The following is a 16,449-nucleotide window of genomic DNA, read 5'->3' on the forward strand; positions in this document are numbered from 1 at the left end:
TCAATCTCTGCTCTAATGATCCGTGTCACAGTGGTAGAACAAATCTAAAATGAGAAATCTTGGTGCTCTCAGGGAGTCCCCCTTCAAGGGGATTTAAATTAGGAGCGAAACTACCTTAATTATACCCACAGTGTAATTAAGGTCAAACATCCCTACTTTAAGTGAGTGTAATTCTCATTGGCGTAAAATGGTAAATAGTGAATCGCAGTGATTGATACCTTAATCAGGTCAGCAGAAATCATAACGAGGATTCAAAATGAAAGTACTTAAAGATATCGCCATCAGCTCTATTATCACTACTGTCGTAATGCTAGTACTCAATGCTTCTTGGGACTGGGTGTTCATCGCAAGCCTTGAAGTGGCAGTATACGCATCGGTGGTGTTAACCGGCATGCTTAAAGGTGCTATCTCGCTTGAAAAAGTTATGGCGTCGTACTTTCTTAAGCACAAAACTCTACCAAAGCTAAAACGTGGTATTTCGTCTTACATTATCTTAGTGGGCTCGAAGTTTCTCGCCATGGGCATTATCGCTATGCTGTTCGGTCAGCATGTAGCCTTTACAGGTGCATTTGGTGGCGTTGTCGCGTTCTTCGCTATTATCTTTGCCGTGCTGGGCTTGGAAGGCGTCGTAGCAAAACTCGGCAGCAAAGCTAGATTAGCTTAAAGAAGTTTTTGATACTCAGAAATGCAAAAAACCTCGCTAAAAAGCGAGGTTCTTTTGAAAGTAAAAAGCCCCGCTATGAAAGCGAGGCTTTTTGAAAAATGGTCGGTGAAGAGGGATTCGAACCCCCGACCCTCTGGTCCCAAACCAGATGCGCTACCAAGCTGCGCTATTCACCGAGATTGTTGTCTTGAGTTTTGCTCAACAACGGATGCGTATATTAATGATAAATTCTTTTGAAGCAAGGCTTTTATAACAACTTTCTTTGCATTTGAGTTTGATTGCTCATCATATCGCCAGAAGCACGAAAAATGTGACCAAATACACACAGTGACATACAGGTTATTAACACTCAAAGTACAATTGATCCAGATCAGTGTTCATTTTAACACCAAAAGTTAACTTATCCCTGTCGTCAATACTTTGGAGGAAACATGGACTTTTGGCTTGATCTCCTATTTGGTAATGCAGTGGGCTTATCTTCAATGCTAGTTATCTTTGCAGCGCTGGGCTTGATGCTGTTTTACGGTGGTTTCTTCATCTACAAAGTAATGAATGACAAATCTCCTCACTAGAATCGCTTAGCTTCTATTTCGAATAGAAAACCGCTATGCACCGGAGTGGATCGCCTGTTCACTCCGGTTTTTTATTGCTCTCACCTATTGCTAATATTCGTATATACTCCAGTTAAAATGGCTTATCCGAGATGAAGTTATGTCTCAAGACGATGATCTGGATCTATTCCAACAGATGATGGGCGATGTGAAGCCGATTCACAGCGACACCGTTGAACTTAAAAAGACCCACCAAGTGTCTGACGCGCATTTGGCCAAGCGAGAAGCAGCACTCTGGCTTTCTGAGCAAGACCCTGAGTACCTTTCAATTGATTACGCTCCGATGATCAAACCAGACGACTTAATTGAGTTTAAGCGTGATGGCATGCAGGAAGGTGTCTACCGCAAACTGAGACTGGGTAAGTATCCGCTGCAAGCAAAACTCGACTTACACCGGAGAACGCTTAAAGAAGCACGCGATGAAGTGGTGAAGTTTCTGCAACAGTGTATGCGTATGGACATCCGCACTGTGGTTATTGTACATGGGCGCGGCGAACGCTCTAACCCACCAGCATTAATGAAGAGTTATCTTGCACATTGGCTAACTCAGATAAAAGATGTTCAGTGCGTTCATAGTGCGCAGCGGTTCCATGGAGGAAGTGGTGCGGTCTACGTTATGCTAAGAAAGAGCCAAGAAAAGAAGCTTGAGAATCGAGAGCGTCATCAAAAACGTACGAGTTAAGTGACTTACCGCTCAGTTGAGTATAAAATACGCGACCTTAATTTTGTGTCTGACCAATATAGAGTGAATACTGCGCATGCCTAACGCTGCTGAAGGAAAACGCCTTAACAAATACATTAGTGAAACTGGCTTTTGTTCTCGTCGTGAAGCTGACAAGCTGATCGAACAACAACGTGTCACTATTAATGGCAAAATTCCTGAGATGGGAACCAAAGTGTTGTCAGGAGACAATGTTGAAATCGACGGTAAACCAGTTCGCAGCAAAGAGAAACCAGTCTATATTGCGTTGAACAAACCAACGGGTATCACATGTACAACCGAACGTGATGTTCCGGGCAACATCGTTGATTTCGTTGGCCATCACAAACGTATCTTCCCAATTGGTCGACTAGATAAACCGTCCGATGGTCTTATCTTTTTGACTAACGATGGCGACATCGTGAACAAGATTCTCCGTGCGGGTAACAATCACGAGAAAGAGTATGTAGTACGTGTCGACAAACCTGTTACTCGTGATTTCTTGAAAAAGATGGGCTCAGGTGTTGCGATTCTGGACACAGTAACTCTGCCTTGTCGTGTCGAGCAAGAAACCAAATTTTCTTTCCGTATTACCCTAACTCAAGGGTTAAACCGTCAAATTCGCCGTATGTGTGAAGCACTGGGTTTCGAAGTGTTAAAACTTCGCCGAGTCCGCATTATGAACATCTCTATTGATGGAATTCCCAATGGCAAATGGCGCTACTTAACTGACCAAGAAGTGGCTGAGATTCACCGCCTTTGTGAAGGTTCAGTGAGTACGGAAGAAGCATCACGCAAAGATGCTAAAGGTCGTCATATCACTAAGGCTACCGATGCTAAGCTGCATGACGCTCGAGCAGAAGCAAAGCGTGAAAAAATGAAAACCTTCTCAGGACACGGTGCAGATGAGTTTCGTCGTAGCCCGAATAAAAACAAACGTCACAAGCAAGAGCAAGGACGTTCAGATAAGGCTCGTAATCACCATGGTAAGACGCAAAACCGTAAACCGGTCGCTGCTAAACCAGATTCATCTAAGCCAAGTAAGCCGAGAACGCGCGTTGGCGGTACCCTATCTCTCAAGAAATAGTCAGTGTAAATGAGGCCTGCTTAGGCCTCACATAAATTGACAAACTTCGCTCGCGTTAGCATCGCCAAGTCACTCGGTGCTAACTCAATCTCCAAACCTCTTTTTCCAGCACTGACGCACATTTGCGCTCTCGCTTCCGCTGAGATATGAATAAAGGTCGGTAACAACTTCTTTTGACCAAGAGGGCTGATGCCACCCAACACATAACCCGTGGTTTTTTGTGCAATATCTTTATCTGCCATCTCTGCTTTTTTCCCACCAGCCGCCTTTGCTGCGAGTTTTAGGTTTAGCTTTTCTTCAACAGGTATCACCGCTACAGCGAGGTTTTTCGGTTCTCCATTGATGGCGAACAGTAGAGTTTTAAATACGGATTCAGGATCTTGTCCTAACGCTTCTACCGCCTCTAAACCATAACTTTCATGCCTTGGGTCATGGTCATATTGATGAACGGTATGAGTGATTTTTTTCTTTTTGGCAAGGTTAATAGCCGGTGTCATAACGTATCCTTGGTAGTTGCTACCGTTAACGTCGACTCTTGAGATTAGAGTCGTCAAAATAGAAAAGCGGCGCCGAATGGCGCCGCTCTATTTTATCTACTAAACCGGAATAAAAGTCTAGTTCTTATAGATGATTTCGCCTTTAGGCTGATACTTATTCACATCGATTGGGCTGTTTGCTTCTAGGTACTCTTTAAGTACTTCCGCATCCACAAAACCAGTGTTTACGTGACCAGGGTGACCTGTAAGCTTCGGATAACCGTCACCACCAGCTGCGTTAAAGCTTGGTACAGTGAAACGGTATGTTGCTTTAGGGTCTAGAGGCTTACCATTGATAACAACATTCGATACTGCATCTTTACCCACTGTCATTGAAATGCCAGCGAATTGAGCGTAAGCACCAGAATCTACAGGTTTCGTTGCTACTACGTTCAAGTAATCGACAACTTCAGCACCTGTCATATCGGTGTAAGTAATAATGTTGCCAAATGGCTGTACGATAAGTACATCTTTGTAAGTCACATCACCTTCAGCGATAGAGTCACGTACACCACCAGAGTTCATGACGGCAAAGTCAGCTTTGGCACGTTCCATGTGAGCCGTACCAATTAGACGACCTAGGTTAGTTTGCTGGAAGCGAACAACATTACGGTCACCCTCTAGCTTGCCGTTCGTTTCAGCAATTTTCGCACCTAGTTGCTCTTGGCCTTTTTCCTGGAATGGCGTTAAGAATGCCACCATTTCTGCATCTTTCTTGATTTCATCTTCAACAAGAACACGTTGCTTCTTGCCATCGATCTTAACTTTCTTCTTAAGGTTTACAGGGATAAGGTCATAGCTGACCATATCTAGCTCACCATTTTTGAATTCATAGTCGGCACGGCCAACGTACTTACCCCACTCGTACGCTTGCACAATCCAAGTTCCGTTTTGGATGTCAGGCTTACATTCATCACTTGGCTTGAAGTTCTTCTTAACGACGTTAGGACCTTCCATACAAACCGGCTCTTGTGAGTGACCACCCACAATCATGTCTAAGTCGCCTTCATCAAGGTAACGAGCAAGCGCAACATCACCTGGGGCGTTTACACCACGCTTACCATTTTCGTAGTGGCCCATGTGGGTAACTGCGAAAATTAGATCAGGTTTCTCTGTCTCTTTTAGCTCAGCGATCAGTTTCTTTGCTTCTACTTTCGGATCGCGGAACTCGATACCACCGATGTACTCAGGGTTACCGATCTTCGCTGTGTCTTCCGTTGTTAGACCAATAACAGCGATCTTAATGCCCTGCTTGTTGAAAATGTGGTATGCATCAAACAGGCGTTCACCTGTTTTCTTGTCATAAATGTTTGCAGACAGCATTGGGAAGTTAGCCCACTCTTTTTGCTTAAATAGCACTTCTAGCGGATTGTCGAATTCATGGTTACCAAGTGCCATAGCATCGTAACCAATCATGCTCATACCTTTAAAGTCAGGCTCAGCATCTTGTAAGTCAGACTCTGGAACCCCAGTGTTGATATCACCGCCAGATAGAAGCAGTACGCTGCCACCATCCGCTTCAACGTCAGCACGAATTTGGTCAATCAGCGTCTTACGCGCTGCCATACCGTACTCACCATATTTGTTTTCCCAGAAGCGACCGTGGTGATCGTTAGTATGAAGAATAGTGAGCTTATAAGTCTCATCAGCATTCCATTCTTGCTCTGGTTGGGTTGCGCATCCTGCTAGTGACGCGATGATAGCCGCACTTAGTACGGACTTAAACATAAGGCTTTTTTTCATTTTCATACCTTTGAATTTTGGGGATCCACTGCCTATAGCGTTGTATAAACGCCACACATTTGCCGATTTGTAACGAATAGACATAAAGAGAAACATCGACAAAATATGCGATAGTTTAAATTAACCCTACGAACATAACATTCTCATTTCACTTTTATGTAATCTATGTCACAAGTTGCTGAGTATCAGGTTATAAACTCATCAGAATAAATTTGTGATTCTACATAAGGTTAATTAAAGCACTGAGGTATGGCGAGGGATTCAGCTGTTACGAGGTTGTAATTCTGAGAAGAAACGATTGCTCAACATATTTAGTGAACATAAAAAAGAAGCCAGTCTAAATGACTGGCTTCTATATCAGAAATAAGCACGTTTATTTAATGTCGATGTGCTCAAGACCTTTGATAAGATCATCCAACGCTTTCATTTGCGCTAAGAATGGTTCTAGCTTATCTAAAGGCAGTGCTGACGGACCATCACATAGTGCTTTATCTGGATTCGGGTGAGCTTCGATAAATAGACCCGCGATTCCCGTCGCAAGTCCCGCTTTTGCAAGCTCGACCGTTTGTTCACGACGACCACCAGATGCCGCACCCGATGGATCACGCATTTGTAGTGAGTGCGTCACATCGAAAATGATTGGGCTACCGTTAGAAGCTTTTTTCATCACGCCAAAGCCAAGCATGTCGACCACAAGGTTATCGTAACCATGACATGAGCCACGTTCACAAAGAATGATTTTATCGTTACCACACTCAGCGAACTTATCAACAATGTTACCTACTTGTCCTGGGCTCATAAACTGAGGCTTCTTAACGTTGATAACCGCATTTGTTTTTGCCATCGCTTCAACAAGGTCAGTCTGACGAGCTAAGAAGGCAGGTAGCTGAATAACATCTACCACGTCGGCAACAGGCTGTGCTTGCTCTTCTGTATGAACATCCGTAATGATTTTCACGCCAAAGGTGTCTTTTAGCTCTTGGAAAATCTTCATGCCTTCTTCAAGGCCAGGACCACGATAAGAATGCACTGAGCTACGGTTCGCTTTATCAAACGACGCTTTAAATACGTATGGAATACCTAGCTTTTCTGTCACCTTCACATAGTGCTCACAGATTTGCATCGCTAAGTCACGTGATTCCAGCACATTCATTCCAGCAAAAAGCGTGAACGGCTTATCATTTGCTACCGGGATATCACCTACGTGTACCGTTTTCATTTCCATGTTTGTTATCTCAATATTTAGTGAAGAGTGACAGGTGAGCGACTGATCGCCGAAACCTGCGTTTTCAGTAATTCTATTGCCGGATCATCTGGGCACTGATCGATGAAATACTGAAAATCAGTTGCCGCGATTTGGTGACAATCCAGTTGTTGATAAATATAGCCTCTATCCCGAATCTCATAAGGGTCATCGGGAACAAAAGTCAAAGCCAGATCGGTACATTGCAATGCAAGCGTGTACTTCTCTTCTCGCAATAGTGCGCTTTTAAGTAAAGCTAGCCAGCGTCCAATTACCGTTGGGTTATCAACTGTCGCTAAATGTTTTGCCTCTAACTTCACCAACGGACCATCGTTGCCAATTAGCCAAGCATGTAGACGCTTCTTGCTAACATATTCCCCATCGTAAGGGTTGATGTAGCTTGGTGCTTCATTTGGCCAACAGACTTTAATCAAAAACTGCGTTGGGAATGTTACAGCTTCTAATGGAAGACCGAGCTTTCTCCCTAAGTAAAGCAAGATAGCTCCTAGACTAACCGGTATGCCTTTGCGTCGCTCAAGGACTTTATCGATAAACGCATTTTCAGAGGAAAAATACGCATCATGGTCCCCACTAAACTGCCACTCGGTGTAAAACAGTCTTAACAGCGAGTCTAGGCGCTGCTTATCATCGCGCAAATGGAACAATTGCTGCTCAGCTTCTTCCAATAAACGAGCTAGCTCTAATTCCGCCCAATGATCTTGAGTATTTGGATCCACCGCTTTGTTTAAGATCAGTGCTCCTTCAACCAACTCAATAGCATCAAAATCTTCGTCAAACAGTTCAATCATTGCTTACCCCATAAGGAATGGCGTTTTCAGCATGGCAATCTTAGCTGCCATCATTAACCATCCCAATGCGCCTAAAAACGCACATGTTCTTAATAAGTTGTTCTTTGCTAATTTAATCGTGAAAAACGCCAACGCAAAATAAGCCATAATGCAGGTGACTTTTTCGGTCATCCACGGCGCTGCAGCCGTAAATGGGACAAAACCTGTGATTGCAATCAAACCAAAGCCTGATAACAACAGTAGTGAATCATTAATGTGAGGGAAGCGCTTCAAAAACGGATGATTCACCTTCGGGGAGTTAGCGACCAGTAAGCCAAATCGTACTGATAGCAACACCACTGATATGGCGATGGTCATCAAGTGAAAATGCTTTAATCCTTCATACATGCTGCTTCTCTCTTTCTCTTTATTGTATTTCTGTTATGGGTTCCATTGCCCAAGAGTCACACGATCATTGCCGGCGTAATCTTGTTCAGTGACTACATGACAAAAGCCATTGTTTTCCAAGATTTCTCTCACAGCTTGCCCTTGCTCAAAGCCATGCTCAAACAACAGCCAGCCGCCCTCAAGCAAATGAGTGGGCGCTTTAGCCGTGATGGTCTCAATATCCGCCAGCCCATTATTCTCAGCGACTAATGCCGTTGATGGTTCAAATCGAACATCACCTTGAGATAGATGGGGATCATTTTCGTCAATGTAAGGGGGATTGGAAACAATTACGCTAAATTTGTGCACAAGATCGACAGGTTCGAACCAACTTCCCTGCGCAAACTGACAATTGGTAATATTGAGTTTTGTCGCGTTGCTTCGAGCGAGCTCTACCGCTTCCGTTTGAAAATCAACTCCCATTACTGAGCGTGTTTTCAGTTCTGAAGCCAGTGCCAACGCGATTGCTCCGGTGCCCGTACCTAAGTCTAAAATATCACCATCATTCACAAGGGCCTTATCAAGTGCGAGCTCAACTAAGCGTTCTGTATCAGGTCTTGGGATAAGCGTGCTTGGAGCGACATTTAAAGGCAGCGACCAAAACTCTCGTTCACCAAGAATATACGCTACGGGTTCGCCTGCGATACGACGATTTAACAACGCCTCGAACTGCTCTGCTTCATTAGACGTTAATGCTTTTTCAGGCCAGGTAAGTAGATAACTACGCGGTTTTTCAAGAACATGACACAGCAGGACCGCCGCATCTAATGAAGGTGATTCGCTACCAGACCCAGAAAGAACAAGCGATGCTCGTTTGAGCACCGCTTCAATAGACATATCCAATGACATGGATTAGTTGTGCTCCGCTAGAGCCGCAAGTTGGTCAGCTTGGTGTTCTTGCAGTACCGGATCAACAAGAGACTGCAAATCACCTTCCATGACTTCAGACAGACGATATAACGTCAAGTTGATGCGATGATCTGATACACGACCTTGTGGGTAGTTATAAGTGCGGATACGGTCACTACGATCGCCTGAACCTAACAGGTTACGACGGGTATCTGACACTTCAGCTGCACGTTTTGCTTCTTCTGCGGCAATAATACGCGCCGCAAGAACAGACATTGCCTTCGCTTTGTTCTTATGCTGAGAGCGCTCGTCTTGACACTCAACCACAGTCCCTGTTGGTAAGTGAGTAATACGAATAGCTGAGTCAGTAGTGTTAACGTGCTGACCACCCGCGCCTGATGCACGAAACGTATCGATTTTAAGATCAGCCGCTTTGATCTCTGGGATCTCTGCTTCAGGAATTTCAGCCATAACCGCAACAGTACATGCTGAAGTGTGAACACGACCTTGAGATTCTGTTGCTGGAACTCGTTGAACACGGTGGCCGCCAGATTCAAACTTAAGCACGCCATAAGCACCATCACCAGACACTTTAGCGATCATTTCTTTATAGCCGCCTTGCTCTGATTCATTTGAGCTCATCACTTCGATACGCCAGCCTTTCTTCTCCGCGTATTTGCTGTACATACGGAATAAGTCACCTGCGAAAATACCTGCTTCATCACCACCTGCACCAGCGCGGATTTCTAAGAAGCAGTTACGCTCATCGTTTGGATCTTTCGGTAGAAGAAGTACCTGCAGTTCATCCGCAAGACGCTCAATAGTCGCCTTCGCTTCTTTGATTTCTTCTTGTGCCATTTCACGCATTTCTGCGTCATCTTCGTTTGCCATATCTTCAGCCGCTTCAAGATCTTCTTGTGCTTGCTGATAGGCTTGGAAACACTTGGTCACTTCTTCAAGTTGCGAGTACTCTCTTGAAAGAGCGCGGAATTTGTCTTGGTCTCCAATGATCTCTGGATCGCCAAGTAGATGCTGAACTTCTTCATATCGTTCAACAAGAGTTTCCAATTTAACTAAAATGGAGGCTTTCATAATTGCAGTCTTTTCTCAGGGTAAGGCTTATTTAGTTTGGTCTAAACCCAAACTTTGTCGGATGACCATCAGTTTAGCAGGATCTCCCTGCTCAGCGGCATCTTGTAGCGCTTTTGTAGGCGCATGAATAAGCTTGTTTGTTAATTTATTACTCAGCTCTAGCAGAACTTTCTCAGGGTCTCCCCCCGCTGCTAACGCTTGTAAACTTTTTGACAGTATATCTTGTCGGGTGTCGTTTGCGTGTTTTCGGTATTGTCTGATGCTATCAACCGCTTGCAGTGAACGCATCCATGTCATGAATTGCGCACTTTCTTCACTCACAATCGCTTCTGCTTGAATCGCTTCGACTTTACGTTGCTCGATATTGCTATCGACGATAGATTGCAAATCATCTACTGTATATAGATACGCGTCACTCAACTCGCCCACTTGCGATTCAATATCTCGTGGGACGGCGATGTCGATAAGCAGCATAGGTTGATAGCGACGTTGTTTTATCGCTGATTCAACCATCCCTTTGCCTATAATAGGCAGTGGGCTCGCAGTTGAGCTAATGACAATATCCGCTTTAGGTAGTACATCAGGTATTTCATTAAGTGCAATAACTTGTGCGCCAAACTGATTCGCTAATATTTCCGCTCGCTCTTTGGTTCGGTTAGCCACAATCATGTTCTTGCAACCGTGACCTTCCAAATGCTTGGCCACCAGTTCAATGGTTTCGCCTGCACCAACTAAAAGCACAGTAGAGTCAGCAATTGATTCGAAGATTTGTCGAGCTAGGGTACAAGCCGCGTAAGCAACAGAAACGGCACTACCACCAATTTCGGTTTCAGTACGTACTCGCTTAGCAACGGAGAACGTCTTTTGAAAGAGTTTCTCAATGCCACCCTCTACAGATTGATGCTCACGGGCATCACTGTAGGCTTGCTTTACTTGTCCAAGTATTTGTGGTTCACCAAGGACGAGTGAATCTAAACCACATGAAACGCGCATCAGGTGTTTTATTGCCGCTTGTTCTTCATAAACATACAGAGAAGGCTTCAACTCTTCTGCTGCTACATCGTGGAAACGAACAAGCCAGTCTATTAATTGTGATTTGTTGGAATCTCCAGTATCACAGTAAATTTCGGTGCGGTTACACGTCGACAGAATCACAGAGCCATTAACTTTGGTATTTTCTCTTAGCTCATTCAGGGCTCTGTTGAGTTTTTCAGGTGGAAACGCCACCTTCTCCCTCAGATCCACTGACGCCGTATTGTGGTTTATACCAATAGCAAGCAATGACATGTAACGCGAATTCTCTGATACAGATTTGACAAATAGGCCAGAATTTTACTTGATGGCACCATTTATTGAAAGTCTCTTACCAATATGTTTTCCTGAGTTTGTGGGATTGATGCTATAGTCTCTCAATATTGTATTGAATTTGCACAATAAACCATCACGTAAGTTGTTTCCTATGTACAAACTCCATCGACGTCTTTTTTATTTTTTTGCGGCATTATTTCTGTTTGGGTGCAGTAGTTTGCCTCCAGAGCCAGAAAGTGTTGAATGGCAAGCACATAAAACCGAGCTTGAGTCTCTTACTCAATATACGGCCAATGGCAAACTCGGTTATATTTCCCCAGACCAGCGCCAAACTCTCAACTTTCATTGGAGTCATACCGATAATTTCACCCAAGTCCGTCTGACTACCTTTCTTGGTCAAACCGTGTTTAATCTTACTTCAACACCAAACGGTTCTTTTATCGAAACGTATGATGGACAAAAATTGTCAGGGAAAGATGTGAATGCGCTCATTGAGCAATTAACCGGGCTCGATATCCCAATCGAACAATTGAGCGATTGGCTGGTTGGCCTACCGGCGACTGCCGATACCTATAAGCTAAACCAATTTAATACCGTCGGCAGTTTACAAAAACGTATTGCCAACAAAACGTGGAACCTTGATTACAATGAGTACCGCAGCTTTTCACTTGAAGGGACTGAGAACTCATTGCCCATGCCGACTAGGATGCAATTAGTGCAAGGTGATACCAAACTCAATCTTGTCGTTTCAAAATGGACAGTAAAACAGTGACCCAGCATAAAATGATCACCGACACTACTTCATGGCCTAGCCCTGCTAAACTCAACCTATTTTTATACATCACTGGTCGTCAACCTAATGGCTACCATGAATTGCAAACCTTGTTTCAATTCATTGATTTATGCGATGAACTGACTATTACCGCAAATACCAGTGGTCAAATTACTCTATCCCCAGATATTAAAGGTGTCGCCACCGAAGACAACCTAATCTGGAAAGCAGCATCGGCGCTTCAAAACAGAGCTAACTGTACTTATGGTGCTCATATAGAGCTTAACAAGATTCTTCCCATGGGTGGCGGGATTGGTGGTGGTTCATCCAATGCGGCTACCGCACTAGTAGCATTGAATTTTCTTTGGCAAACCCGACTGACAACGGATGAGCTAGCGGAAATAGGTTTGGCATTAGGTGCTGATGTGCCTGTGTTCGTTCGCGGCTTCGCAGCTTTCGCTGAAGGTGTCGGCGAAAAACTGTCTGAAGCTACCCCTAAAGAACAGTATTACCTAGTTATTAAACCTGAAGTTAGTATTGCTACCGTCGATATATTCACACATCCTGATTTAACCAGAAACACGCCAAAGCGAGCATTATCAATGCTTTTGGACTCACCTTACGTAAACGATTGCGAAAAAATTGTCCGAATGCTGTATCCAGAGGTTGATAACCAACTTTCATGGCTGCTACAATACGCGCCGTCAAGATTGACGGGGACTGGATCTTGCGTATTTTCTGAGTTTAACAACGAGGAAGAGGCAGAAAAAGTCCTTGAAATGCTTCCTGACAATGTCTCCGCTTTTGTAGCAAAAGGATGCAATCGCTCTCCTTTACTAGAGACTTTGGCTAAGTATGAATTAGCCCTATTACAATCTGTTTAAACTGGACGCAACCCTGAGGTTTCCACCGTGCCTGATATGAAGCTATTTGCTGGTAACGCTACACCTGAACTAGCCCAACGTATTGCTGATCGTCTATACATCTCTCTAGGAGATGCTACTGTTGACCGTTTCTCTGATGGCGAAGTCGCTGTTCAAATCAATGAAAACGTTCGTGGTAGCGATGTATTCATCATTCAGTCAACATGTGCGCCAACTAACGACAACCTAATGGAGTTAGTGGTAATGATTGATGCAATGCGCCGCGCTTCAGCAGGCCGTATTACTGCTGTTATTCCTTACTTTGGTTATGCTCGTCAAGACCGTCGTGTACGTTCTGCTCGTGTGCCAATCACTGCAAAAGTTGTTGCAGACTTCCTGTCTAACGTTGGTGTTGACCGCGTTCTTACTATCGACCTACACGCAGAGCAAATTCAAGGCTTCTTCGATGTACCTGTAGATAACATCTTCGGTACTCCAGTGCTTCTTGAAGATATGGCTGACCGTGGTCTAGAAGATCCTGTTGTTGTTTCTCCAGACCTTGGTGGTGTTGTCCGAGCTCGTGCAACAGCGAAAGCACTAGGTGATATCGACATCGCGATCGTAGATAAGCGTCGTCCACGTGCTAACGTTTCTGAAGTAATGAACCTAATCGGCGACGTTGAAGGTCGTGACTGTGTTATCGTTGATGACATGATCGACACTGGCGGTACGCTATGTAAAGCAGCAGAAGCGCTTAAAGAGCGTGGTGCTAAGCGTGTATTCGCATACGCAACTCACGCAGTATTCTCTGGTAACGCAGCGAAGAACATCAAAAACTCGGTTCTAGACCAAGTTATCGTGACTGACTCAATTACGCTTTCTAAAGAAATGGCTGCAACAGGTAAAGTAACGCAACTTACTCTATCTAGCATGCTTGCAGAAGCTATTCGTCGCATCAGCAACGAAGAGTCAATCTCAGCAATGTTTACTAGCAAGTAACATTCGCACCTAATTTGAAAAAACCACTTCCTTATGAAGTGGTTTTTTTGTGTTCGCGTTTTTTGTACAGATTTAGTGTGCTATCATACCGCGCTTTTGAGATTCAAGAGAGATCTTAACGTTGACTCAGCAGATAAAATTGCTTGTAGGCCTTGCTAACCCAGGTCCTGAATATGTGAGAACTCGTCACAATGCAGGTGCATGGGTGGTAGAGGAACTTGCTCGTATCCACAATGTTACGCTAAAAAACGAAGCTAAGTTCTTCGGTCTCACTGGAAGAATTTTAGTGAACGGCAGTGATTTAAGACTGTTAATTCCAACCACATTCATGAACTTATCTGGCAAGGCCATCGCAGCCTTAGCAAAGTTCTACCAGATAAAACCTGAAGAGATCATGGTCGCTCACGATGAGCTAGACTTACCTCCAGGCGTTGCAAAGTTCAAGAAAGGCGGCGGTCACGGTGGTCATAATGGTTTGAAAGATACCATTAGCAAGCTGGGCAACAACAAAGAATTCTATCGTCTTCGGATTGGCATTGGTCATCCGGGGCACAAAGACAAAGTGGCGGGTTATGTCCTTGGAAAAGCGCCAGCAAAAGAGCAAGAATGCCTTGATGCTGTCGTTGACGAATCTGTCCGTAGTTTAGACATCTTACTAAAAGATGGACTAACAAAAGCACAAAATCGCTTACACACCTTCAAAGCTGAATAAGGTTACAATCATGGGTTTTAAATGTGGCATCGTTGGTCTACCAAACGTTGGTAAATCAACTCTGTTTAACGCACTGACTAAAGCAGGCATCGAAGCGGCTAACTTCCCGTTTTGTACTATCGAGCCAAACACAGGCGTAGTACCTGTGCCAGATCTACGTCTAGATGCACTAGCGAAAATTGTTAATCCACAGAAAATTTTACCAACAACGATGGAATTCGTTGATATCGCAGGCCTAGTAGCTGGTGCGTCAAAAGGTGAAGGTCTTGGTAACAAATTCCTAGCTAACATCCGTGAAACTGACGCGATCGGTCACGTTGTTCGTTGTTTTGAGAACGAAAACATTGTTCACGTAGCAGGTAAAGTATCACCAATCGAAGACATCGAAGTGATCAACCTTGAACTAGCTCTAGCCGACCTTGATTCTTGTGAGCGCGCAATTCAGCGTAACGCTAAGAAAGCAAAAGGTGGCGATAAAGACGCGAAGTTTGAGCTAACCGTACTTGAAAAACTACTTCCAGTTCTAACGGAAGGTGGTATGGCACGTACTGTTGATCTAGCGAAAGAAGAACTCGCAGCTATTGGCTACTTAAACTTCCTAACGCTAAAACCAACCATGTACATCGCAAACGTTAATGAAGATGGTTTTGAAGATAACCCATATTTAGACGCTGTTCGTGAGTACGCAGAGAAAGAAAACAACGTTGTTGTAGCCGTATGTGCAGCTATCGAATCAGAGCTTTCTGAGCTTGATGACGAAGATCGTGAAGAGTTCCTTGCTGATATGGGCATTGAAGAGCCGGGCCTAAACCGCGTAATTCGTTCTGGTTATGAGCTACTTACTCTTCAAACTTACTTCACCGCTGGTGTGAAAGAAGTACGCGCATGGACTATTCCTGTTGGTGCAACTGCGCCTCAAGCTGCAGGTAAAATCCACACAGACTTCGAAAAAGGCTTCATCCGTGCAGAAGTTGTTGGTTATGACGACTTCATTCAATACAACGGTGAATCTGGTGCAAAAGATGCGGGTAAATGGCGTCTAGAAGGGAAAGAATACATTGTTAAAGATGGCGATGTTATTCACTTCCGCTTTAACGTATAAGTTACCGAACATCTAAAGTGATTAAAAAGCCAGCAACTGCTGGCTTTTGTTGTTTTATAAGGTCTGCCATTGTTCAGTCACTTTGCAAAAACGCATTAACTTTCTGGTAGAGCGATGATAATTGAACAACAGATTTAGATCAGAAACAGAGCGGTTTGATTAAAAAAAGCTCGAACGGCACTTTTTCGCAAATTTCTTCGCAAAAAAAGTTGACGCATCAAATTCAACTACGCATAATGCGCCCCGTTCTCAGCGATAAGGCAACTTTCGAAGAGAATCAACAATATGGAAATGGCTACGTAGCTCAGCTGGTTAGAGCACATCACTCATAATGATGGGGTCACAGGTTCGAATCCCGTCGTAGCCACCATTTCCTAAGCACTCTTATTTAGAGTATTTAGGAAATATGCGGAAGTGGCGGAATTGGTAGACGCACCAGATTTAGGTTCTGGCGCCGCAAGGTGTGAGAGTTCAAGTCTCTCCTTCCGCACCATATTTAGTGTGATTGACACTTTAATCAATCTTGTTGGGCTATCGCCAAGCGGTAAGGCAGCGGCTTTTGATGCCGCCATTCCCTGGTTCGAATCCAGGTAGCCCAGCCACAATTTAAGTGATAACGTTTTTTTTAGAAAAACTGTTGGCACTAGAGCGTAGTTTGTATTATATTCTCTCGCTCTCAAGAGTGGCTACGTAGCTCAGCTGGTTAGAGCACATCACTCATAATGATGGGGTCACAGGTTCGAATCCCGTCGTAGCCACCATTTATTTGAACTTGTAGGTTCGCCTTCAAGTACAACGTTAAGATTGAGTTTTACCAATTACTCTCTTAACTATAAGTTTTGTTGCGGAAGTGGCGGAATTGGTAGACGCACCAGATTTAGGTTCTGGCGCCGCAAGGTGTGAGAGTTCAAGTCTCTCCTTCCGCACCATCTT

General features: G+C 44.2%; 16 protein-coding genes, 6 tRNA genes and 1 pseudogene. 14 read left to right on the forward strand and 9 right to left on the reverse strand.

From position 1 onward, the window contains the following. Window positions 1-256 precede the first annotated feature (256 nt). Window positions 257-664 (forward strand): hypothetical protein, encoded by a 408-nt coding sequence (locus L2W36_RS21560; RefSeq protein ID WP_006074295.1) that lies wholly within the window; start codon window positions 257-259, stop codon window positions 662-664. A 99-nt stretch (window positions 665-763) separates the two neighbouring features. Here L2W36_RS21560 and L2W36_RS21565 read toward each other — a convergent pair. Beyond that, window positions 764-840 (reverse strand) — tRNA-Pro (locus L2W36_RS21565). A 255-nt stretch (window positions 841-1,095) separates the two neighbouring features. Between L2W36_RS21565 and L2W36_RS21570 the strand changes: the two genes are divergently transcribed. The 3 genes and pseudogenes from L2W36_RS21570 to rluF form a co-directional block, all read left to right on the forward strand. Further along, window positions 1,096-1,236 carry a DUF3149 domain-containing protein gene (locus tag L2W36_RS21570; RefSeq protein WP_038229728.1) on the forward strand — a complete coding sequence of 47 codons (141 nt, stop codon included), beginning with the start codon at window positions 1,096-1,098 and terminating at the stop codon, window positions 1,234-1,236. 139 nt (window positions 1,237-1,375) lie between these two features. Further along, a complete protein-coding gene (gene smrA, locus L2W36_RS21575; protein WP_236111596.1) occupies window positions 1,376-1,957 on the forward strand; it encodes a DNA endonuclease SmrA in 582 nt (193 codons plus the stop codon). Window positions 1,958-2,033: 76 nt separating this feature from the next. Next, window positions 2,034-2,900: pseudogene (gene rluF, locus L2W36_RS21580) on the forward strand (23S rRNA pseudouridine(2604) synthase RluF); the annotation flags it as partial. Between the two features lie 182 nt (window positions 2,901-3,082). Here rluF and ybaK read toward each other — a convergent pair. The 8 genes from ybaK to hemA all read right to left on the reverse strand — a co-directional run bounded on the left by ybaK (window position 3,083) and on the right by hemA (window position 11,047). After that, complete coding sequence (ybaK, locus tag L2W36_RS21585) at window positions 3,083-3,559, reverse strand: Cys-tRNA(Pro) deacylase (protein WP_038229724.1); 477 nt, start codon at window positions 3,557-3,559, stop codon at window positions 3,083-3,085. A 117-nt stretch (window positions 3,560-3,676) separates the two neighbouring features. Beyond that, entirely contained in the window at window positions 3,677-5,341 is a 1,665-nt protein-coding gene (gene ushA, locus L2W36_RS21590; protein WP_038223381.1) for a bifunctional UDP-sugar hydrolase/5'-nucleotidase UshA, read from the reverse strand. Between the two features lie 373 nt (window positions 5,342-5,714). Then, window positions 5,715-6,566 (reverse strand): 3-deoxy-8-phosphooctulonate synthase, encoded by an 852-nt coding sequence (gene kdsA / locus L2W36_RS21595; protein ID WP_038229720.1) that lies wholly within the window; start codon window positions 6,564-6,566, stop codon window positions 5,715-5,717. 17 nt (window positions 6,567-6,583) lie between these two features. Next, window positions 6,584-7,393, reverse strand: coding sequence for a SirB1 family protein (locus tag L2W36_RS21600; protein ID WP_006075552.1), 810 nt, complete (start codon window positions 7,391-7,393; stop codon window positions 6,584-6,586). A 3-nt stretch (window positions 7,394-7,396) separates the two neighbouring features. Further along, window positions 7,397-7,780 carry a SirB2 family protein gene (locus tag L2W36_RS21605; RefSeq protein WP_006075551.1) on the reverse strand — a complete coding sequence of 128 codons (384 nt, stop codon included), beginning with the start codon at window positions 7,778-7,780 and terminating at the stop codon, window positions 7,397-7,399. 33 nt (window positions 7,781-7,813) lie between these two features. Continuing rightward, window positions 7,814-8,662, reverse strand: coding sequence for a peptide chain release factor N(5)-glutamine methyltransferase (gene prmC / locus L2W36_RS21610; protein WP_236111599.1), 849 nt, complete (start codon window positions 8,660-8,662; stop codon window positions 7,814-7,816). Window positions 8,663-8,671: 9 nt separating this feature from the next. Beyond that, window positions 8,672-9,760, reverse strand: a complete 1,089-nt coding sequence (gene prfA, locus L2W36_RS21615; protein WP_038229716.1) for a peptide chain release factor 1 — start codon at window positions 9,758-9,760, stop codon at window positions 8,672-8,674. A gap of 27 nt (window positions 9,761-9,787) precedes the next feature. Beyond that, window positions 9,788-11,047, reverse strand: a complete 1,260-nt coding sequence (gene hemA / locus L2W36_RS21620; RefSeq protein ID WP_038229713.1) for a glutamyl-tRNA reductase — start codon at window positions 11,045-11,047, stop codon at window positions 9,788-9,790. A gap of 172 nt (window positions 11,048-11,219) precedes the next feature. On the opposite strand from hemA, the gene lolB reads away from it, so the two are divergent. The 10 genes from lolB to L2W36_RS21670 all read left to right on the forward strand — a co-directional run bounded on the left by lolB (window position 11,220) and on the right by L2W36_RS21670 (window position 16,445). Beyond that, window positions 11,220-11,840: a lipoprotein insertase outer membrane protein LolB gene (gene lolB, locus L2W36_RS21625; protein WP_268980806.1), complete on the forward strand. Its 621-nt coding sequence runs from the start codon at window positions 11,220-11,222 to the stop codon at window positions 11,838-11,840. A gap of 11 nt (window positions 11,841-11,851) precedes the next feature. Beyond that, window positions 11,852-12,724, forward strand: coding sequence for a 4-(cytidine 5'-diphospho)-2-C-methyl-D-erythritol kinase (gene ispE, locus L2W36_RS21630; protein WP_088877650.1), 873 nt, complete (start codon window positions 11,852-11,854; stop codon window positions 12,722-12,724). Window positions 12,725-12,751: 27 nt separating this feature from the next. Continuing rightward, window positions 12,752-13,702, forward strand: a complete 951-nt coding sequence (locus L2W36_RS21635; RefSeq protein ID WP_031495558.1) for a ribose-phosphate pyrophosphokinase — start codon at window positions 12,752-12,754, stop codon at window positions 13,700-13,702. A gap of 121 nt (window positions 13,703-13,823) precedes the next feature. Beyond that, window positions 13,824-14,414 carry an aminoacyl-tRNA hydrolase gene (gene pth / locus L2W36_RS21640; protein ID WP_038229709.1) on the forward strand — a complete coding sequence of 197 codons (591 nt, stop codon included), beginning with the start codon at window positions 13,824-13,826 and terminating at the stop codon, window positions 14,412-14,414. A 10-nt stretch (window positions 14,415-14,424) separates the two neighbouring features. Next, entirely contained in the window at window positions 14,425-15,516 is a 1,092-nt protein-coding gene (gene ychF, locus L2W36_RS21645) for a redox-regulated ATPase YchF (protein ID WP_031495560.1), read from the forward strand. A gap of 293 nt (window positions 15,517-15,809) precedes the next feature. Next, window positions 15,810-15,886: transfer RNA gene (locus L2W36_RS21650), tRNA-Met, on the forward strand. A gap of 38 nt (window positions 15,887-15,924) precedes the next feature. After that, window positions 15,925-16,009, forward strand: a tRNA-Leu gene (locus L2W36_RS21655). A gap of 34 nt (window positions 16,010-16,043) precedes the next feature. Then, window positions 16,044-16,118: transfer RNA gene (locus tag L2W36_RS21660), tRNA-Gln, on the forward strand. An 82-nt stretch (window positions 16,119-16,200) separates the two neighbouring features. Beyond that, window positions 16,201-16,277, forward strand: a tRNA-Met gene (locus tag L2W36_RS21665). An 83-nt stretch (window positions 16,278-16,360) separates the two neighbouring features. Then, window positions 16,361-16,445, forward strand: a tRNA-Leu gene (locus L2W36_RS21670). The last annotated feature ends 4 nt before the right edge of the window (window positions 16,446-16,449 follow it).

The sequence above is a fragment of the Vibrio sp. McD22-P3 genome, from assembly GCF_021568915.1.
Taxonomy (GTDB): Bacteria; Pseudomonadota; Gammaproteobacteria; order Enterobacterales; family Vibrionaceae; genus Vibrio; species Vibrio mediterranei.

What these genes read in the sequence shown, in the direction of transcription:
- L2W36_RS21560 (WP_006074295.1), top strand. Translation starts at nt 257, where the DNA reads ATGAAAGTACTTAAAGATATCGCCATCAGCTCTATTATCACTACTGTC.
- L2W36_RS21570 (WP_038229728.1), top strand. Translation starts at nt 1,096, where the DNA reads ATGGACTTTTGGCTTGATCTCCTATTTGGTAATGCAGTGGGCTTATCT.
- smrA (WP_236111596.1), top strand. Translation starts at nt 1,376, where the DNA reads ATGTCTCAAGACGATGATCTGGATCTATTCCAACAGATGATGGGCGAT.
- ybaK (WP_038229724.1), bottom strand. Translation starts at nt 3,559, where the DNA reads ATGACACCGGCTATTAACCTTGCCAAAAAGAAAAAAATCACTCATACC.
- ushA (WP_038223381.1), bottom strand. Translation starts at nt 5,341, where the DNA reads ATGAAAAAAAGCCTTATGTTTAAGTCCGTACTAAGTGCGGCTATCATC.
- kdsA (WP_038229720.1), bottom strand. Translation starts at nt 6,566, where the DNA reads ATGGAAATGAAAACGGTACACGTAGGTGATATCCCGGTAGCAAATGAT.
- L2W36_RS21600 (WP_006075552.1), bottom strand. Translation starts at nt 7,393, where the DNA reads ATGATTGAACTGTTTGACGAAGATTTTGATGCTATTGAGTTGGTTGAA.
- L2W36_RS21605 (WP_006075551.1), bottom strand. Translation starts at nt 7,780, where the DNA reads ATGTATGAAGGATTAAAGCATTTTCACTTGATGACCATCGCCATATCA.
- prfA (WP_038229716.1), bottom strand. Translation starts at nt 9,760, where the DNA reads ATGAAAGCCTCCATTTTAGTTAAATTGGAAACTCTTGTTGAACGATAT.
- hemA (WP_038229713.1), bottom strand. Translation starts at nt 11,047, where the DNA reads ATGTCATTGCTTGCTATTGGTATAAACCACAATACGGCGTCAGTGGAT.
- lolB (WP_268980806.1), top strand. Translation starts at nt 11,220, where the DNA reads ATGTACAAACTCCATCGACGTCTTTTTTATTTTTTTGCGGCATTATTT.
- ispE (WP_088877650.1), top strand. Translation starts at nt 11,852, where the DNA reads ATGATCACCGACACTACTTCATGGCCTAGCCCTGCTAAACTCAACCTA.
- ychF (WP_031495560.1), top strand. Translation starts at nt 14,425, where the DNA reads ATGGGTTTTAAATGTGGCATCGTTGGTCTACCAAACGTTGGTAAATCA.